The following is a 16,391-nucleotide window of genomic DNA, read 5'->3' on the forward strand; positions in this document are numbered from 1 at the left end:
CATTCTTGATTAACTTATTTAATAACTAATTTACTCAAATTGCCTAGGCGTTCAGCCAAGTCACCAATCGCATTTAATTGTGCCAAGCGGTTATTTTTAACAGCTTCATCCTTAGCCATAACCATATTAGTGTCAAAGTAGCGGTCAATAACTGGTTGTAATTTAACAAACCCATCATAAATTTCAGTTAAATCAGTTAACGACTGCAAGTTTTGAACACCAGCATAAAGCTCGTTTTCAGTTACATCGCTAAATAGCTCTGGATTAATCTGAACCTGACCCTTAAATTTAGCCTTTTTCAGAATGTTATTAATTCGTGTCAAACTTTCAACAACAGGTTTAAACTGTTCATCATCATGGTGTGATTGCAAAACAGTTGCGGCAGTTAAAATTTGAATTGGGTCTTGTTGACTAGAAGCAAGAACAGCATCGATAATGTCATACTTGAACTTATTCTTTTGCAAGTATTGATTAATTCGATCACGAATAAAGGAAGCAATTTCCTCATCTTGACTCTCTGATTTTGGCATTTTTGCGGCAGTTTTACCATCGAGTAAGCTCACGATTTGTGGCAAAACTTGGTTAAACGGTAATGTCCACTTTTGATTAAGCAAAATGCGGACAATTCCATAAGCATAACGACGCAAAGCATACGGATCATTAGATGATGTTGGGATCATGCCAGCAGCAAAGAAAGTAATGATTGTATCAAGCTTATCAGCTACTGATAATAGTGCACCAACGGTTGTTTGCGGCAGTGTACCTTCTGCAGATAATGGCATGTAGTGTTCCTTAATGGCAACAGCAACATCTTCGTTTTCGCCAGCAAGGCGAGCATAGTGCATCCCCATCACACCTTGTAATTCCGCAAACTCACCAACCATTTGTGTAACTAGGTCAAATTTGTATAATTCGCTAGCCCGGTCAAAATCGGTTACAGTTTGCTTATCTAAGCCCCATTTTTCTGCTAAAAAGTTACCGATAATCTGAACACGTTCAGTCTTTTCTGCCATTGAACCGATTTTATCGTGGAAGGAAACATTCTTCAATCTTTGAACAAAGTGACTCAGTGGATACTTGCGGTCTTCATCATAGAAGAATTGAGCATCGTCAAGCCGCGCCACTAATACCTTTTCGTTACCAGAAATAACATTGTCAAGATAGTCTTTGTTACCATTACGAACAGCGATAAAGTGATTAATCAAATTATCTTGTTGGTCATAAACTTCGAAGTAACGTTGGTTATCTTTCATTGAAGTAATCAGAACTTCTTGTGGCATTTGTAAGTATTTTTCATCAAAAGTGCCGGCAAAGACAGTTGGATATTCAACCAAATTGGTAACTTCTTCAAGCAAGTTCTTGTCCAGCTTAATCTTCCAGTTGTTCTTTTCAACCAAAGCATTCATTTGCTGAACAATCATTTCTTTACGTTCGCCAGCATCAACAATTACAAATTGATCTTTCAATGCATCTTCATAATCATCCGCATTAGCAAGAACAACAGAATCACCTAAAAAGCGATGCCCTTCAGTTTTACGACCAGCAGTAATATCCAAAATTTTAACTGGAATAACATCACTGCCAAATAAGGAAACTAACCAGTGAATTGGCCGCACAAATTCAAAATCATGCGAGTCCCAACGCATTTTAGTTGGGAAAGTCATCGCTTTAATAATTTCGCTCATCCCAAGCAAAATATCACTGGCTTTTTTGCCTTCTTGCTTAACATGAACATAAGCATATTCTGTACCCTTAAGTTCTTCAAAGTAAATATCGTCAGTTGTCATGCCTTGACCGCGAGCAAATCCTTGTGCTGCTTTGGTCCAATTACCATCAGCATCCTGGGCAATCTTCTTAGCTGGGCCTTTTTTAACTTCATCAATATCAGCTTGCTTTTCGGCTAATTCTTCAACAACAATTGTTAGTCTTCGCGGTGTTGAATAAGTCTTGATATCCTTAAATTTTAAGCCGTTTTCTTTTAAAAACTTGCTGGTTCTGTCAGCCAGTTGCTTCACACTCCGTGAAACCACGTGCGCCGGCATTTCTTCAATTCCAATTTCAAATAAATAATTTTTAGTCATTTTCACGCCCCGCCTTCTTGTCTTCTGCATTCTTTAATAATGGAAAGCCGCGCTTTTCACGTTCTTGAACAAAACACACAGCTACTTCATGAGCCAAGTTACGAATTCGTGCCAAATAACCTGCACGCTCAGTAACTGAAACAGCTCCGCGTGCATCAAGCAAGTTAAAGGTATGTGAGCACTTCAAAATATAGTCGTAAGCAGGTTGAACCAAGTTTTGACTTAGCAAGTGTTTAGCTGTCTTTTCGTAAACATCAAAGAATTTCAATAAATTCTCTTGATTAGATTCTTCAAAGGCATACTTAGAATTCTCGTATTCTGCTTCTTTAAAGATGTCACGGTAAAGTACACCGTTGCCCCACTCTAAGTCAAAAACAGAATTGACATCTTGAATATAAGAAGCAAGTCGCTCAACACCATAAGTGATTTCGCTCATCGTTGGTTTAACATCAAGTTCACCGACAGTTTGGAAGTAAGTAAATTGACTAACTTCCATTCCATCAAGCCAAACTTCCCAACCAACACCGGCACAACCCATCGATGGGTTTTCCCAGTTGTCTTCAACAAACCGAATATCATGTTCTAGTGGATTAATACCTAATACTTGTAAACTGTCCAAGTAATATTGTTGGATATTCTCTGGTGCTGGCTTAATTACTGCTTGGAACTGATGGTGCTGGAACAAACGATTAGGATTGTCACCATAACGGCCATCTGCTGGTCTTCTTGACGGCTCAACGTAACAAGCTGCCCAAGGTTCAGGACCAACTGCCCGTAAAAAAGTATACGGACTCATTGTCCCTGCCCCTTTTTCAACGTCGTATGATGGCATAATCATACAACCTTTGGAAGACCAAAATTCTTCCAATTTAAAAATCATTTCTTGAATTGTTAATTTTTTCTTTGCCATATTAATTCCTCCCTGCATTAGGCCATAAAAAAAGCCTATGCAAAACTTGCATAGGGACGAGATTTGATCGCGGTTCCACCCTAATTCAGAGAATATCTTCTCTGCTCTTAATTGAATTGGCTAGAGGTGCCTGTTTCCCAGATGTCCTTACACCAACGACACTCGCTTAACTGGTACTTTTTTCTAAAATCCTCATCATTACCAAAGCACACTGGTATTTTACCATAATCACGGATGTAACCAAAGGATTTGGTTAAAATAATTTTAATTCATCTAAGAATTTTTTGGTTTTTAAATTAAGGTCAACTGTCTCTTGATAGATTCGGTCAATCGCCTTACGAGTTGCTTTTTTAGTTGCATCACTAACAGCAATTGAACCTAGCCGCTCAATTGGCAATAAGCCAATTGTTCTTAAAACAGCTGTTTCCTTGGGCTCTAAATGCATTCGGCTTGTTTCCTGATAAAAATGATCGCTGCAGATAATCCCGCCACGTTTAATCGAATAATCAAAAACACCCTGCCTTTTACCACAAATCGTGCAGCCGCGCAATTCCGGAGCAACCCCATAAGCAGCTAACAGCTGCATTTGACAAATTTGTGTAATCATTTCGGAATCGACGCCAGCATTGATTTTTTGTAAAGCAAACTCAGCTAGTGCATAATACTTGCCTAAGGGCTGATATTCCACAAAGGCATGGTCAACCAAGTCCAAAATAAAAGAAGCATAAGCATTCTTAGTTAAATCATTGAATAAACCATCAAATTGCTTTACTTCTTTATAAGTACGCAGATTACTAAGCCCCTGACCACTTGTATAGATAATATACGTTCCGTAAGAAAAATTAAGCAGCGCTGCTCCTAATTTTGACTTAGGCCGCAAAGCTCCTCGGGCAATCATTGTAATGATGCCATTTTCTTTGGTAATGATTTTAGCTAATAAATCCGCTTCTTTAAATTTTTGGCGTTTAAAAATAATGCCTTGAACTTCCTTAAGTTCACGTGTCATTTATGAAAGTGCCTTCTTGTCATAACCAATTTGCTTCAAAAAGCTTGGGTCAGACCGCCAGTTACGCTGCACTTTAACCCACAAATGAAGGTTAACCTTTTCACCAAGCAAGTTTTCGATTTGACGACGGGAATTAATACCGATCTGCTTGAGCATTTTGCCGCCCTTGCCGATAATAATCCCTTTTTGACCATCTTTTTCAACATAAATCGTTGCTTCGATTTGCAATTTCCCCTTCTCATGTTGGTTCATGCGTTCAACCCAAACAGCTGCAGCGTGTGGTACTTCTTCAGCTGTTAACTTCAGAATTTGTTCACGCACTAATTCAGCAACCATGAAGTATTCAGGTCGATCAGTAATCTGCTCGGGATCATAATAATCTGGACCTTCAGGCAAATATTGGTGCAATGTGGCGACTAAATCTGTGATGCCCACTCCCTGAGTTGCAGAAATTGGTAAAAATTCCTTAAACAAATCAAGCTTACGGTAAGAATCAATAATTGGCAGCAAGTTATTAGGATTAACTTGATCTACCTTGTTGATTACCAAAAAGACGGGTACTTTAACCTGCTTTAGCAAATTAACAATGTATTCGTCGCCCTTACCCATTTTCTCAGGTTCAACCATAAATAAAACCATGTCAACATCGTTTAAACTAGAAACACTAGCCTTATCCATGTAATCATCAAGTTTTAAGTGTGGCTTAAAAATCCCCGGCGTATCAACAAAGACAACTTGCATATTATCTGTTGTATAAATACCGGAAATTTTATCACGGGTGGTCTGCGGCTTACTAGAAGTGATTGCCACCTTTTGTCCAACTAGATTATTCATTAACGTTGATTTACCAACATTTGGTCGACCAACTAACGCAACGAAACCGGATTTATTTTTCTTCTCTTCAGTCATTATTTACCTCTGCCTTCATCTAATTGGTCAGGATACAGCGGCAAGCCATATTCTTCAAGTACTTTGCCCTGAATGCCAAACATTTCTTTTGCCTCATCAGGTTCAATATGGTCATAACCGTTAAGATGCAAAAAGCCGTGAACTAGGGTATAACCAAATTCACGGTCCCAGCCTGTTCCGTATTCCTTGCTGTGACGCTTAATCACACTTGGACACATGAACAAATCACCGATATCCTCTTGAAAATCAGGATCTGCAGTAAATGCTGCAAGGTCAAGACATTCATCGCCATCTTCAATTGCAAATGAAATGACATCTGTTGGTCGATCTTTTTCACGATACTTTTTGTTAATAGCGTGACTGCGTTCTTCATTAACAAAATTGATACTCATTGCTAAATTACTGTCTTTAGCAATTTCCTTTTTAGCCAGTAATAATAACTTAGCAATCCAATCTTGCCAGTCACGATCGGCATTTTCTAAAAAACCAACCTCGTCGTTATAAGTAATTTCAATAGGCGTCATTAATGTCTTTCGTCCTCTTTCTCATAAGCATTAATAATCTTGGCAACCACTGGATGACGGACAACATCATTAGCAGTGAAGCGAATAAATTTAATTTGGTCAATACCCTTTAAAATTCGCTGCGCATCAATCAAGCCACTACGTTGTCGACCCGGTAGGTCGACCTGCGTCATATCCCCGTTGACAATCATCTTTGAATTAAAGCCTAACCGCGTTAAAAACATCTTCATCTGCGCGTCAGTTGTATTTTGCGCTTCATCCAAAATAACAAAGGCATCATCAAGCGTTCTCCCCCGCATATATGCCAAAGGAGCAACTTCGATTACTCCGCGTTCCATCAACCGGTCAGTTGTGTTAGTTCCAAGAATTGCATAAAGCGAATCATAAATTGGCCGCAAATACGGATCAACTTTTTCCTTTAAATCTCCTGGTAAAAATCCCAAAGATTCACCAGCTTCAACAGCAGGCCTAGTTAGAACAATCCGTGAAACCTCACCCTTTTTAAAGGCTGCAACGGCACAAACAACGGCCAAGAATGTTTTACCGGTACCAGCAGGTCCAATACCAAATACAACATCACTTTTTTTAATGGCTTCAACATAGCGCTTTTGCCCCATATTTTTAACCCTAATCGGTTTGCCTTTAGCATCACGAATTAGAATCTCTTTATATAAGTCAGCAAAGTACTCTGTTGTGCCCTTTTCCGCCATTTTCATTGCACTGACAACATCAGGAGCACCAATGTTAACACCGGTGCTCACAACGTTGTCAAGCGCCTTTAAAACTGCGATTACTTTCCGCGTATTTTCAACATCGCCATCAACAACAATTTGGTTTCCGGTATCAGTTACACTTAGATCGTAACCTTCAGCTAATAAGTTAAGATTACCATCATTAATTCCAACTAGTTTTTGGATGTTTTCTGGATTTTTAGGAATAAAATTGGTTTGAGCCAAAAACTTCGCTCCTTTTCTTGCTTAATTTAGATGATTGCGCACTGTACTAGAAGCTGCTGTACCATCAGCTTTGCCCTTAATCTTGGGCATCAGAGCCTTCATTACCTTACCAAAATCAGACTTACCCTTAGCATCAACTTCGGCAATTGTTTTAACAACAATTTGCTCAAGTTCATCCTCGGACAATTGCTTAGGCATGTAACCTTCCACAATTGCCAATTCCTTTTTGGTCTCATCAGCTAAATCGGTTCTGGCAGCTTTAGTAAATTCTTCAATTGACTCTTCACGCTGCTTCTTTTCACGGTTTAAAACGGTCAGTTCTTCATCGGAACTGAGTTCGTGTCCTGCCTTGATCTTTTCATTCATCAAGGCTGACTTAATCATTCGCACCGTATTCAATCTAACTTTATCACGTGCTTTCATGGCTTCCTTCATGTCAGCCATAATTTGTTCTGATAAACTCAAAAGTTCTCCTTCTTCCTAAATATAGAATCTAACTAAATTATAGCAAATCTAGTCCGTGGTAGAAAACAATTAACGAAATTTACCTGTAAAAAAGCGACCTCTATCAACAGATAGAAGTCGCTTCTTTATATATTAATAATGTCTACGTTTCCGTGCTGCTTCAGATTTAAGCTTTCTACGTACACTAGGTTTTTCGTAGAATTCGCGTTTGCGGTATTCTTGCAAGGTACCACTTCTTGAAACGGAACGTTTGAAACGACGAAGAGCATCATCAATAGACTCGTTTTCGTGAACGACTGTCTTGGCCATGTGTGATCCCTCCTTCCATTTCTTGACGTTACCGTCATACATTTATTTAAATTATATCAAACCTCACGCAAGGGTCAATACATACATGCAATATTTTTAAAAAAGTTTTTTACAGCATTATTTTAACTAAATCTGTTAATGCATTTTTGAAAAATGTATAATTGATTAAAAAGGAGTTAACAATGAGCCAAGAAACTAAAAAAGAAGTCAACATCATTATCATCTCTGATTCTGCTGGTGATACTGCCTTTAACAATGCAATTGCGGCTGCTGCACAATTCCCTGATGCCCAGGTTAATTATCGCCGCTACCCATTTATTACCGATAAGAACAAGCTTGATGATGTTTTTGAAGAAATTGAGCAATATTCCAATTTAATCATTATTTATAGTTTGGTTAAAGATGAAATGCAAATTCCGGTAATTAGATTTGTCCGGGAACACAAGGTTCAGAGTGTCGATATTTTATCCCCTGCTATTGAAGCATTGCAAAAGGTAACAGGTATGCGGCCACTAGAAAAAATTGGTGCCCAACACAAGATGAACCAGCACTACTTTGACCGGATTTCAGCGATGGAATTTGCCGTAATGTACGATGATGGTAAAGACCCTAAGGGCTTTTTGGAAGCAGACGTAGTTTTATTAGGAGTTTCAAGAACTTCTAAAACACCACTGTCACTTTTTTTAGCTAATAAGAATCTAAAAGTTGCTAACTTGCCGCTAGTACCCGACACCCATATTCCAAAAGAAATTTATAAAATTAATCCCAAAAAGATTATCGGTCTAACTAATGATCTGTCGGTATTAAACGAAATTAGACGGCAAAGAATGATTTCATACGGCCTTAATCCCAATACGACATATTCTAATACTGATTCAATTAAAGCCGAACTCGATTCCGCAAAGAAACTTTACGACAAGCTTGGTTGCTTCGTAATCAATGTTGCTCACCGTTCAATTGAAGAAACTGCGGCATTAATTATGAATCATTTAGGAATTGAAGAACAATAATTGGCGATTATCAACTGTTTTTTAATAATTTATGCTTTAATATAAGAAGAATATTTCGGAGGTAATTAATAATGAGTGAACAACAAAATTCTAATCAAAAAGATACTGCAATCTTTGCCGGCGGCTGCTTCTGGTGTATGGTCAAGCCATTCGACAGTTTACCAGGTGTTGAGTCGGTTATTTCGGGCTATACTGGCGGCCATGTTGCTAACCCAACATACGAGCAGGTGTGTGCTGGCGATACTAGACATACGGAAGCTGTAAGAATAACTTTTGATCCACAAATAATGCCTTATAAAAAGTTGCTTGAATACTACTGGCAAGTAACTGACCCAACCGATGCTTCAGGGCAGTTCCAAGATCGCGGCGACAATTATCGTCCTGTGATTTTTTATAATTCGCCTGAACAAAAGGGAGCTGCAGAACAGTCAAGAGATGAATTGGCAAATAGTGGTAAATTTGACAAACCAATTGTTACTGAAATTGAACCAGCAAGCGATTTTTATGAAGCTGAATATTACCACCAAGACTTTTACAAAAAAGATCCACTAAGATATTCTGTTGAAGAAGCCGGTGGCCGTGAAAACTTCATTAAGGAACACTGGGGAAAATAATTTTACAAATAAACAAAATATAACAAAATAGTGGTATACTAAAGACGTGGACGTTCCTTTTAGTATATACTTATAATAACAATAATTATACTATCATAAATACAGATATGTTTTTTACTTAGTTTAATCGTCCACATGAGCCACCAGCTAGTTAGCTGGTGGCTTTTTTAATTTTTAAGAGATTACCTTTTTTAAAATTATTAGGAAGGAAAAAAGTTAAATTAATGATAAAATAGAAAACGAATTGAGTAATGTTTTAGGATAGTTGGTACACAAATATCATGCACCAAGTCCTAAAACCTTTAATTATAAGGAGTTATTACTAACTATATGGATCAATTGGATAAGTTTAATAGAAGATATAATTTACTTTCCAAAATTTCAGCAGCATTCTTCTATTCGTTGGCAGTTGCGGTCGCGTTAAATTTCTTTTGGACGCCAGGTCATATGTACTCTTCCGGAGTAACCGGGTTTGCCCAACTGATAAATACGCTGAGCGAACGCTTTTTACCTTTTACATTGACCACTTCAGTCATGTACTTTGCGCTTAATGTTCCCCTGTTTCTGGTAGGCTGGTTTAAAATTGGTCACAAATTTACCTTTTTTACCATAATTTCAGTTGTCCTTGGGTCAATCATGATGCACGTAATTAATCCAATCAACATGCACGTTGATCCGTTAGTTTGTGCTATCTTTGGTGGCATGGTAAACGGCTTAGGAACAGGATTTGCGCTTAAAAACGGCATTTCAACTGGTGGCCTTGATATTATCGGGATTGTTATTCGAAAGAAAACTGGGGCCAGTTACGGCAAAGTTAATATTATGATTAACCTAGTGATTATCGCTGCTGCGGGCTTTGCGTTCGGCTGGAGCCGTGCCCTTTATTCTGCCCTAACCATCTTTATTAATGGTCGGGTGATTGACGCCGTTTATACGCAACACCAAAAGTTGCAGGTTACAATTGTAACGGAACATCCCCAAACAATTATCGATGGCATTCAAGAAAAAATGCACCGGGGAATTACCATTTTTCACGACGTCGAAGGTGCATATAGCCATGATGAAAAAACGGTTTTAATTACGGTAATCGACCGCTATGATATGTATGATATTTTACAAATTATTAAAAAATGCGACCCCTATGCTTTCATGAGTGTTAGTGAAGTTGAACGCGTTTATGGACGATTTAGGGAACAAGAAATTGTTTAAACTAAAAAGAGTGTTAGAATTTTTCTAACACTCTTTTTCTGTTCAAAAATTAAACAAATAATTGACGATATTTGCCGTAGCCTGATTGTTCAAGTTGATCATACGGAATAAATTTTAATGCCGACGAATTAATGCAGTATCTTAACCCGCCTTCATCAGCTGGGCCATCTGTAAAGACGTGTCCCAAGTGCGAATCTGCATCGGGACTTTTGACTTCTGTTCGCTCCATATTATGCGACTGGTCGCGATGATAGGTTAACTTTTTAATTGGCTTGGTAAAACTCGGCCAACCACAACCAGCATCGTACTTATCTTCACTACAAAATAATGGCTCACCTGAGACAATATCAACATAAATTCCTTTTTGATAAAAATCATCATACTTACCGCTAAACGGATAATCAGTCGCTGCATTCTGCGTTGACGCATACTGATCTTGCGTTAACTCCTTTAAGCGTTCTTTCTTTTTTTCTTGGTCCATAAAATACCACCATCTTTCTTTCGCCCTAACTATAACAAAGATTTGCATGCCCAGTCATTTTTAAGGACTAATTAAATTTTTTATTTTATAATTTCACTATTGTCGTATGGTATATAATTAAAAGGTAAATAATTAACAGAAAGGATTTTTTAATTATGCCACATCTAGCAAAAAATTTGTCTGGAACAATCAATCATAAAATTGCGCAGTTAGCTGATTCGCAGATAACTACGTTTAATAACGAAACATCTAAAATTCCGGGGATTATCAAGTTAACCATTGGTGAACCTGATGCTAATACCCCAGAACATATTAAACGAGCCGCGATTGCTGATATTGAAAAGGACGATTCTCACTATGCTCCAGAAGCTGGCCAACCACAATTATTAACGGCAATTAGTGATTACTTAAATGATAGTTTAGGTGTTGATTACGACCCTGCTGCCGAAATCTGTGTCACTGTTGGTGCAACTGAAGCATTGAATGTTGCTTGTATGACATTGCTTAATCCTGGCGATAAAATTTTAGTACCTACTCCAGTTTGGGGCGTTTATTTTGGCATTATTAAAATGGCTGGGGCAATTCCAGTGGAAGTCGATACTTCACAAGACGACTTTCTCCTGACTGCAGCTCATTTAAAAAAGGTACTGGCAAATGAAGGAAAAGGTGCAAAAGCCGTCATTTTAACGGACCCATCTAACCCTACCGGTCGCGTTTACAGTAAGCAAAACTTATTAGAACTCGCTCAAGTTATCACCGATAATAATCTTTTTGCCGTCACTGATGAAATCTACTCAGAATTAATTTATGGTGACAAAAAGCATTACTCACTAACGCAAATCATTCCTGAACGGACACTGTTTTTATCAGGCTTATCCAAGAGTTTTGCAATGACCGGCTGGCGGATTGGTTATATGGCTGGACCTAAAGAACTCATGAAGTCAGTAATTAAAGTTAACTCATTTCTAATTACTTCGGTAACTGATAACGTCCAAGCTGCCGCAACCGAAGCTTTAGTTCATGGTGCAGCCGACTACCCTGTTGCTCGCGCTACTTACGGAAGTCGATTAAAGATTATCGAAACTGGTTTACGCAAATGTGGCTTTAGCATGGCTACCCCTGAAGGGGCATTTTACATTTTTGCTAAAATTCCAGCCAAATTCGGGCAAGATGATGTGAAATTTGCGATTGATTTAGCTAATAAAGCCAAAGTCGCACTAATGCCTGGTAGCTACTTTGGCAAAGGTGGCCAAGGCTATGTGCGTTTATCTTACGCTGCTTCTGCTGAGGATTTACAAGAATCCATTCGGCGGATTACTGATTACGTCGACAGTAACTTATAAACAGTAAGCAAAGTAGACGTAATTCGGAGTTTTTTATAGTAAAATTGAATAGATAAATAATTTATCAAATTAGACATTAGTTAAACGAAGGGATTTTATTATGAAAATTACAAGATTAAACGAGCCTCTATATACTAACGGTGAGCCACCTAAGATTGGTGAAAAGTTACCTGATTTTACTTTAGTTAGAGCCGATGGCAGCAAAGCCACTAAAGCTGACTTGTTGTCCAAGCCAACTTTGATTAGCGTTGTTCCTGACCTTAACACTAGTGTCTGCAGTATTTCAACCAAGCGTTTCAACAATGAAGTTGATAAATATTCTGACATCAACTTTTACACGATTTCTACTAATACCCTTGCTGACCAAAAGAATTGGTGTGCTGCTGAAGGCGTTAAAAACATGGAAATTTTATCTGATGAAAGTCACAACTTCGGTGAAGCAATGGGTCTTTACCTTGAAAGTGGCGTAGATTCAAGAAGTGTTTGGATTATTTCTGCTGATGGCGAAGTTCTATACCAAGAATTAGTTTACGAAATGACTGATGAACCAAACTACGATGCTGCTTTAACATTTTTAAACAACTTAAAATAATTAGGCATCAATCTAAAAACGATAACCATTGCTGGTTATCGTTTTTTTAATACACTGCTTTAGTTAATACTGGCCATGAGGAGAATGTTTGGTCAGCTGAGTTAAATTTCTGATCATTTTGCAAAAACTCCTTGGCCTTTAAGACCAGTGGTGATGAATTTTCCAAATTAAGTTGTTCTAAAGAAACAGCAACTGCTCCAAGAGAATCTTGACCAGCAAATTGCTTAACTGTTTCTTGCAATTGACCCTGCCACTGCTTAACTTGATAAAACACACAAAGATGTTGATTAAAATGCCATTCTTGATAGTCCCAAGGATAGCGAAAAGAAGTAATTCCTACTTGGACTGCTTCAAGAGCAGTAAAACCAGTTTCTTCCTGGATTTCGCGCACGATTGCAGTTTCTAGTTTTTCACCATCTTCAAGACTACCTCCGGGCAAATCATAGCGATTGGTATATGGTCCGCCATGCTTTTTGATCACAATTAACTTTTCTTGCTGATACATAATGCCATACACGCCAAATGCCCGATGATATTTAGCTGCCATTTGATAACCTCCTTTATTTTGAAAAAAAAGCGATGTGAACTTAACCCATCACACCGCTTTTTATTATTTTTATTTTGCATCCCAAGTTGCGTTTTGGTCCGCATCTTTTTGAGCTTCTTCCTCTAATCGAGCTTCTGTTTGCGCAACACTTTCTTGATATTGTGATTCAACTTCAATCCCCAAGTCGGTCAATTGCTGCTCAGCAACTGGTGCTGGAGCATGCATCATTGGTTCTGATGCACTGGCATTCTTTGGAAATGCTAAAACATCACGAATATTGTCCTTCTCTGCCAGCATCATTGCAAAGCGATCAAGACCAATGGCCAAACCAGCATGTGGTGGGAAGCCCATGTCAAGTGCATCAAGCAAGTAACCAAATTGTTTATATGCTCGCTTCTTAGTAAAGCCAAGAGCTTTAAACATTTTTTCTTGGATTGAGCGCTTGTGAATTCTGATTGAACCACCACCAAGTTCATCTCCGTTCATTACAATGTCGTAACTGCGAGCATGCGCTTTGTGTGGGTCAGTATCAAGTAACTTAATTCCCTCATCATCAGGCATTGTGAATGGGTGGTGCGCAGCAATCCAACGGCCAAAGCCTTCATCATATTCAAATAATGGCCAGTCAACAACCCATATAAAGTCAAAGATGTGCTTAGGAATAATTCCCGTTTCTTTGGCAAATTCACGCCGTAAATGATCCAAAGAGTCACAACAAACTTTCCACTTATCAGCAATAAAGACGAGTAATTCGCCGCCTTCAAGGTTGAATTCCTTGATTAAAGCTGCTTGGTTGTCATCCGTTAGGAAGCGACTAACAGGTCCTGAAAATTCGCCATTTTCGAATTTAACCCAAGCCAAGCCTTTAGCGTGATAACGTTTAATGTAATCTTGCTTTTTCTCAATTTGCTTACGTGAATATGCTTTAGCACCATTCTTAACGGCAATTCCTTTAACGAAGCCACCATCTTGGATTGCACCAGAAAAGACCTTAAAGTCACTATCTGCAAAAATGTCGTTCAAATTATGAATCAACATGCCAAAACGAGTATCAGGCTTATCCGTACCGTAGTTATTCATTGAGTCAGTCCAAGAAATCCGCGCAATTGGCGTTTTTAATTCAACACCCATAACGTCTTTCATGATTTTCTTAAGTAATCCCTCGGTGTAATCTTGGACTTGTTGCTCATCAGTAAAAGAAGTTTCCATATCAATCTGGGTAAATTCAGGTTGACGGTCGCCGCGCAAGTCTTCATCACGGAAACATCTTGCCAGTTGGTAGTACTTGTCAAAGCCTGCCCCCATTAATAATTGCTTAAACAATTGCGGTGATTGTGGTAAAGCATAAAAGCTTCCAGGATAAATTCTTGATGGCACAAGGTAATCACGAGCACCTTCTGGTGAGGACTTTCCTAAAATTGGTGTTTCGATATCAATAAAGCCGTTCTCATCAAAGTATTCATGGGTCGCACGTAAAATCTTTGACCGCAAAATAATTGCTTGCTGTAAACTTGGACGGCGTAAATCAAGGTAACGATACTTTAATCGAGTTTGTTCGCCAACTTCAATATCATTTTTAATTTCAAATGGTGGCGTTTGAGACTTATTTAAAATTTTAATTTCAGAAGCTTCAATTTCAACTTCCCCAGTTTTCATTTCTGGATTAACACTTGAACGCTTAACTACTTGTCCCTTAACTTGAACAACATATTCACTACCAAGTGATTCAGCAGTTGCCATTAATTCTTCACCGGAATCATGGTTAACAACAACTTGCACCAGGCCTTCGCGGTCGCGTAAATCAATAAATAATAAATTTCCTAAATTGCGGACGCGTTGCACCCAACCGTATAAATTAACTTCTTGGTCAAGATATGCAGTAGTAATATTGCCGCAGTAGTCTGTTCTTTTTTCCATTTGTTCCATAATTAATCCTTTAATTGTTCCATAACTGTCTTCATGTCATCAACATCTTCAAGCTGCAAATCGATTGTCTTACCATCAGATAGACGTTTGATATTTAGTGTACCATTAGCCAATTCCTTTGCACCAAGAGTAATAACGAACTTAGCATGAACGCGGTCGGCTTTCTTAAATTGCGCTTTTAATTTCTTTTGGTCAACATCATATTGAGCTCTAAAGCCTTGTTTACGTAATGAACGGGCAATTTCAACGGCTTTAATTCCAGTTTCTTCACCAATATTAGTGATAAAAAAGTCAATTCCTTGATCGGCAAACAAGGCTGGATTTTGCTTTTGCAAGACCAGCATCATCCGTTCTTCACCAATCCCAAAACCGACGGCTGGTGTTTCTGGGCCGTCAAACTCTTGTACCAAATGATCGTAACGACCACCACCTAAGATAGTAGTAGCTGATTCCCACAAGCTCTTATCTTCAACCATAAATTCAAAAATAATTCCGGTGTAATAATCAAGCCCGCGAACTAAATCGTTGTCAATCACATATTTAATATTAAGTTGATCAAGAATACTGGTAATTTCATCAAAGCTAGCTTTAGAATCTGCATCCAAATAGTCAATAATCTTTGGTGCATCTGGTAAAAATTGCTTATCCTGTTCATCTTTAGAATCCAAAATCCGCAACGGATTCTTCTCTAAACGTCGCTTAGAATCATCAGACAACTGGTCTTTTAGTGGCGTAAAATAGTTTACCAGAGCATCATGATAGTCTTGACGTACTTGGGCGTTACCTAACGTATTAATATGCAATTCATAATTTTGCACACCGAGTTTAGCCAATAAATCGTGAGCCAAGACAATCGTCTCAACATCTGCTAGTGGATTGCTAGAACCGAAACTCTCAACTCCAATTTGGTGGAATTCACGCTGCCGGCCAGCTTGCGGACGTTCATAACGGAAAGTTGATTCAATGTAATAAACATTAAATGGCTTTACTACTTCTGGGGCATACATTTTGTCTTCAACATAGGCACGGACAACACCAGCGGTCCCTTCGGGACGCAAAGCAATGTGCCGGCCACCCTTATCGTTAAAGTCGTACATTTCCTTTTCAACAACATCAGAAGTCTCACCACTTGAACGTGAAAAGACTTCATAGTTTTCAAAACTCGGTGTTCTGATTTCTCGGTAATTGGCTTGCTTAAAGAAGTCACGGACAGTTTGTTCGACTTTTTCCCATGAACCAGATTGTTCAGGTAAAATATCTACTGTTCCTTTTGGTTTTTGAACTCTCATTTAATCATCCTTTTAAATATAAAAAAGCGTCCTTGAAAAAATCAAGGGCGCTAAATTTCGCACGGTACCACCTTTTGTTTGCTACGAATAACGCTCGCGACGCGCACATTATCTGCTAAAGGGGTCACAGTTAGCTTTCTATCCGCCTTTTGCACCAGTTGAGCGGTCTCTTTAATAGAAATTGCTATCTTCAATCTTTGTCATTGATAATCTTGTTTTA

General features: G+C 38.5%; 17 protein-coding genes. 5 read left to right on the forward strand and 12 right to left on the reverse strand.

Going from position 1 to position 16,391, the window contains the following annotated elements; genetic code table 11:
* Positions 1-14 precede the first annotated feature (14 nt).
* The 8 genes from glyS to rpsU form a co-directional block, all read right to left on the reverse strand.
* Positions 15-2,081, reverse strand: a complete 2,067-nt coding sequence (glyS, locus tag PT287_RS04155) for a glycine--tRNA ligase subunit beta (RefSeq protein WP_277132852.1) — start codon at positions 2,079-2,081, stop codon at positions 15-17.
* Positions 2,074-2,991 carry a glycine--tRNA ligase subunit alpha gene (gene glyQ, locus PT287_RS04160; protein WP_277132854.1) on the reverse strand — a complete coding sequence of 306 codons (918 nt, stop codon included), beginning with the start codon at positions 2,989-2,991 and terminating at the stop codon, positions 2,074-2,076. Before glyQ ends, glyS begins: the two co-directional genes overlap by 8 nt.
* Before the next feature lie 253 nt (positions 2,992-3,244).
* On the reverse strand, positions 3,245-3,997 hold the full coding sequence (gene recO / locus PT287_RS04165; RefSeq protein ID WP_277132856.1) for a DNA repair protein RecO: 753 nt from the start codon (positions 3,995-3,997) through the stop codon (positions 3,245-3,247).
* Positions 3,998-4,906, reverse strand: a complete 909-nt coding sequence (era, locus tag PT287_RS04170) for a GTPase Era (RefSeq protein ID WP_277132858.1) — start codon at positions 4,904-4,906, stop codon at positions 3,998-4,000.
* Positions 4,906-5,430 (reverse strand): rRNA maturation RNase YbeY, encoded by a 525-nt coding sequence (gene ybeY, locus PT287_RS04175; protein WP_277132860.1) that lies wholly within the window; start codon positions 5,428-5,430, stop codon positions 4,906-4,908. Before ybeY ends, era begins: the two co-directional genes overlap by 1 nt.
* Entirely contained in the window at positions 5,430-6,386 is a 957-nt protein-coding gene (locus PT287_RS04180) for a PhoH family protein (RefSeq protein WP_277132861.1), read from the reverse strand. Before PT287_RS04180 ends, ybeY begins: the two co-directional genes overlap by 1 nt.
* A gap of 21 nt (positions 6,387-6,407) precedes the next feature.
* Positions 6,408-6,851 carry a GatB/YqeY domain-containing protein gene (locus tag PT287_RS04185; RefSeq protein WP_277132863.1) on the reverse strand — a complete coding sequence of 148 codons (444 nt, stop codon included), beginning with the start codon at positions 6,849-6,851 and terminating at the stop codon, positions 6,408-6,410.
* Between the two features lie 132 nt (positions 6,852-6,983).
* Complete coding sequence (gene rpsU, locus PT287_RS04190; RefSeq protein WP_009560161.1) at positions 6,984-7,160, reverse strand: 30S ribosomal protein S21; 177 nt, start codon at positions 7,158-7,160, stop codon at positions 6,984-6,986.
* Between the two features lie 182 nt (positions 7,161-7,342).
* Between rpsU and PT287_RS04195 the strand changes: the two genes are divergently transcribed.
* The 3 genes from PT287_RS04195 to PT287_RS04205 all read left to right on the forward strand — a co-directional run bounded on the left by PT287_RS04195 (position 7,343) and on the right by PT287_RS04205 (position 9,993).
* Entirely contained in the window at positions 7,343-8,170 is an 828-nt protein-coding gene (locus PT287_RS04195; protein ID WP_277132865.1) for a pyruvate, water dikinase regulatory protein, read from the forward strand.
* 71 nt (positions 8,171-8,241) lie between these two features.
* Complete coding sequence (gene msrA / locus PT287_RS04200) at positions 8,242-8,784, forward strand: peptide-methionine (S)-S-oxide reductase MsrA (protein ID WP_277132867.1); 543 nt, start codon at positions 8,242-8,244, stop codon at positions 8,782-8,784.
* 330 nt (positions 8,785-9,114) lie between these two features.
* Positions 9,115-9,993, forward strand: a complete 879-nt coding sequence (locus PT287_RS04205) for a YitT family protein (protein ID WP_277132869.1) — start codon at positions 9,115-9,117, stop codon at positions 9,991-9,993.
* Positions 9,994-10,042: 49 nt separating this feature from the next.
* Here PT287_RS04205 and msrB read toward each other — a convergent pair whose 3' ends face one another.
* On the reverse strand, positions 10,043-10,474 hold the full coding sequence (gene msrB, locus PT287_RS04210; protein WP_277132871.1) for a peptide-methionine (R)-S-oxide reductase MsrB: 432 nt from the start codon (positions 10,472-10,474) through the stop codon (positions 10,043-10,045).
* A gap of 155 nt (positions 10,475-10,629) precedes the next feature.
* On the opposite strand from msrB, the gene PT287_RS04215 reads away from it, so the two are divergent.
* Together PT287_RS04215 and tpx are read left to right on the forward strand one after the other, a co-directional pair.
* On the forward strand, positions 10,630-11,817 hold the full coding sequence (locus tag PT287_RS04215) for an aminotransferase class I/II-fold pyridoxal phosphate-dependent enzyme (protein WP_277132873.1): 1,188 nt from the start codon (positions 10,630-10,632) through the stop codon (positions 11,815-11,817).
* Positions 11,818-11,917: 100 nt separating this feature from the next.
* The gene (gene tpx, locus PT287_RS04220; protein WP_277132875.1) at positions 11,918-12,409 is read left to right on the forward strand and encodes a thiol peroxidase; all 492 of its coding nucleotides are present in this window, start codon (positions 11,918-11,920) and stop codon (positions 12,407-12,409) included.
* A 46-nt stretch (positions 12,410-12,455) separates the two neighbouring features.
* On the opposite strand, the gene PT287_RS04225 is transcribed toward tpx, so the two are convergent.
* The 3 genes from PT287_RS04225 to hisS form a co-directional block, all read right to left on the reverse strand.
* Positions 12,456-12,956 carry an NUDIX hydrolase gene (locus PT287_RS04225; protein WP_277132878.1) on the reverse strand — a complete coding sequence of 167 codons (501 nt, stop codon included), beginning with the start codon at positions 12,954-12,956 and terminating at the stop codon, positions 12,456-12,458.
* Between the two features lie 69 nt (positions 12,957-13,025).
* A complete protein-coding gene (aspS, locus tag PT287_RS04230) occupies positions 13,026-14,882 on the reverse strand; it encodes an aspartate--tRNA ligase (RefSeq protein WP_277132880.1) in 1,857 nt (618 codons plus the stop codon).
* Positions 14,883-14,884: 2 nt separating this feature from the next.
* Complete coding sequence (gene hisS / locus PT287_RS04235) at positions 14,885-16,171, reverse strand: histidine--tRNA ligase (protein WP_277132882.1); 1,287 nt, start codon at positions 16,169-16,171, stop codon at positions 14,885-14,887.
* Positions 16,172-16,391 lie beyond the last annotated feature (220 nt).

The sequence above is a fragment of the Lactobacillus sp. ESL0679 genome (assembly GCF_029433515.1).
In the GTDB taxonomy this organism is placed as follows: domain Bacteria; phylum Bacillota; class Bacilli; order Lactobacillales; family Lactobacillaceae; genus Lactobacillus.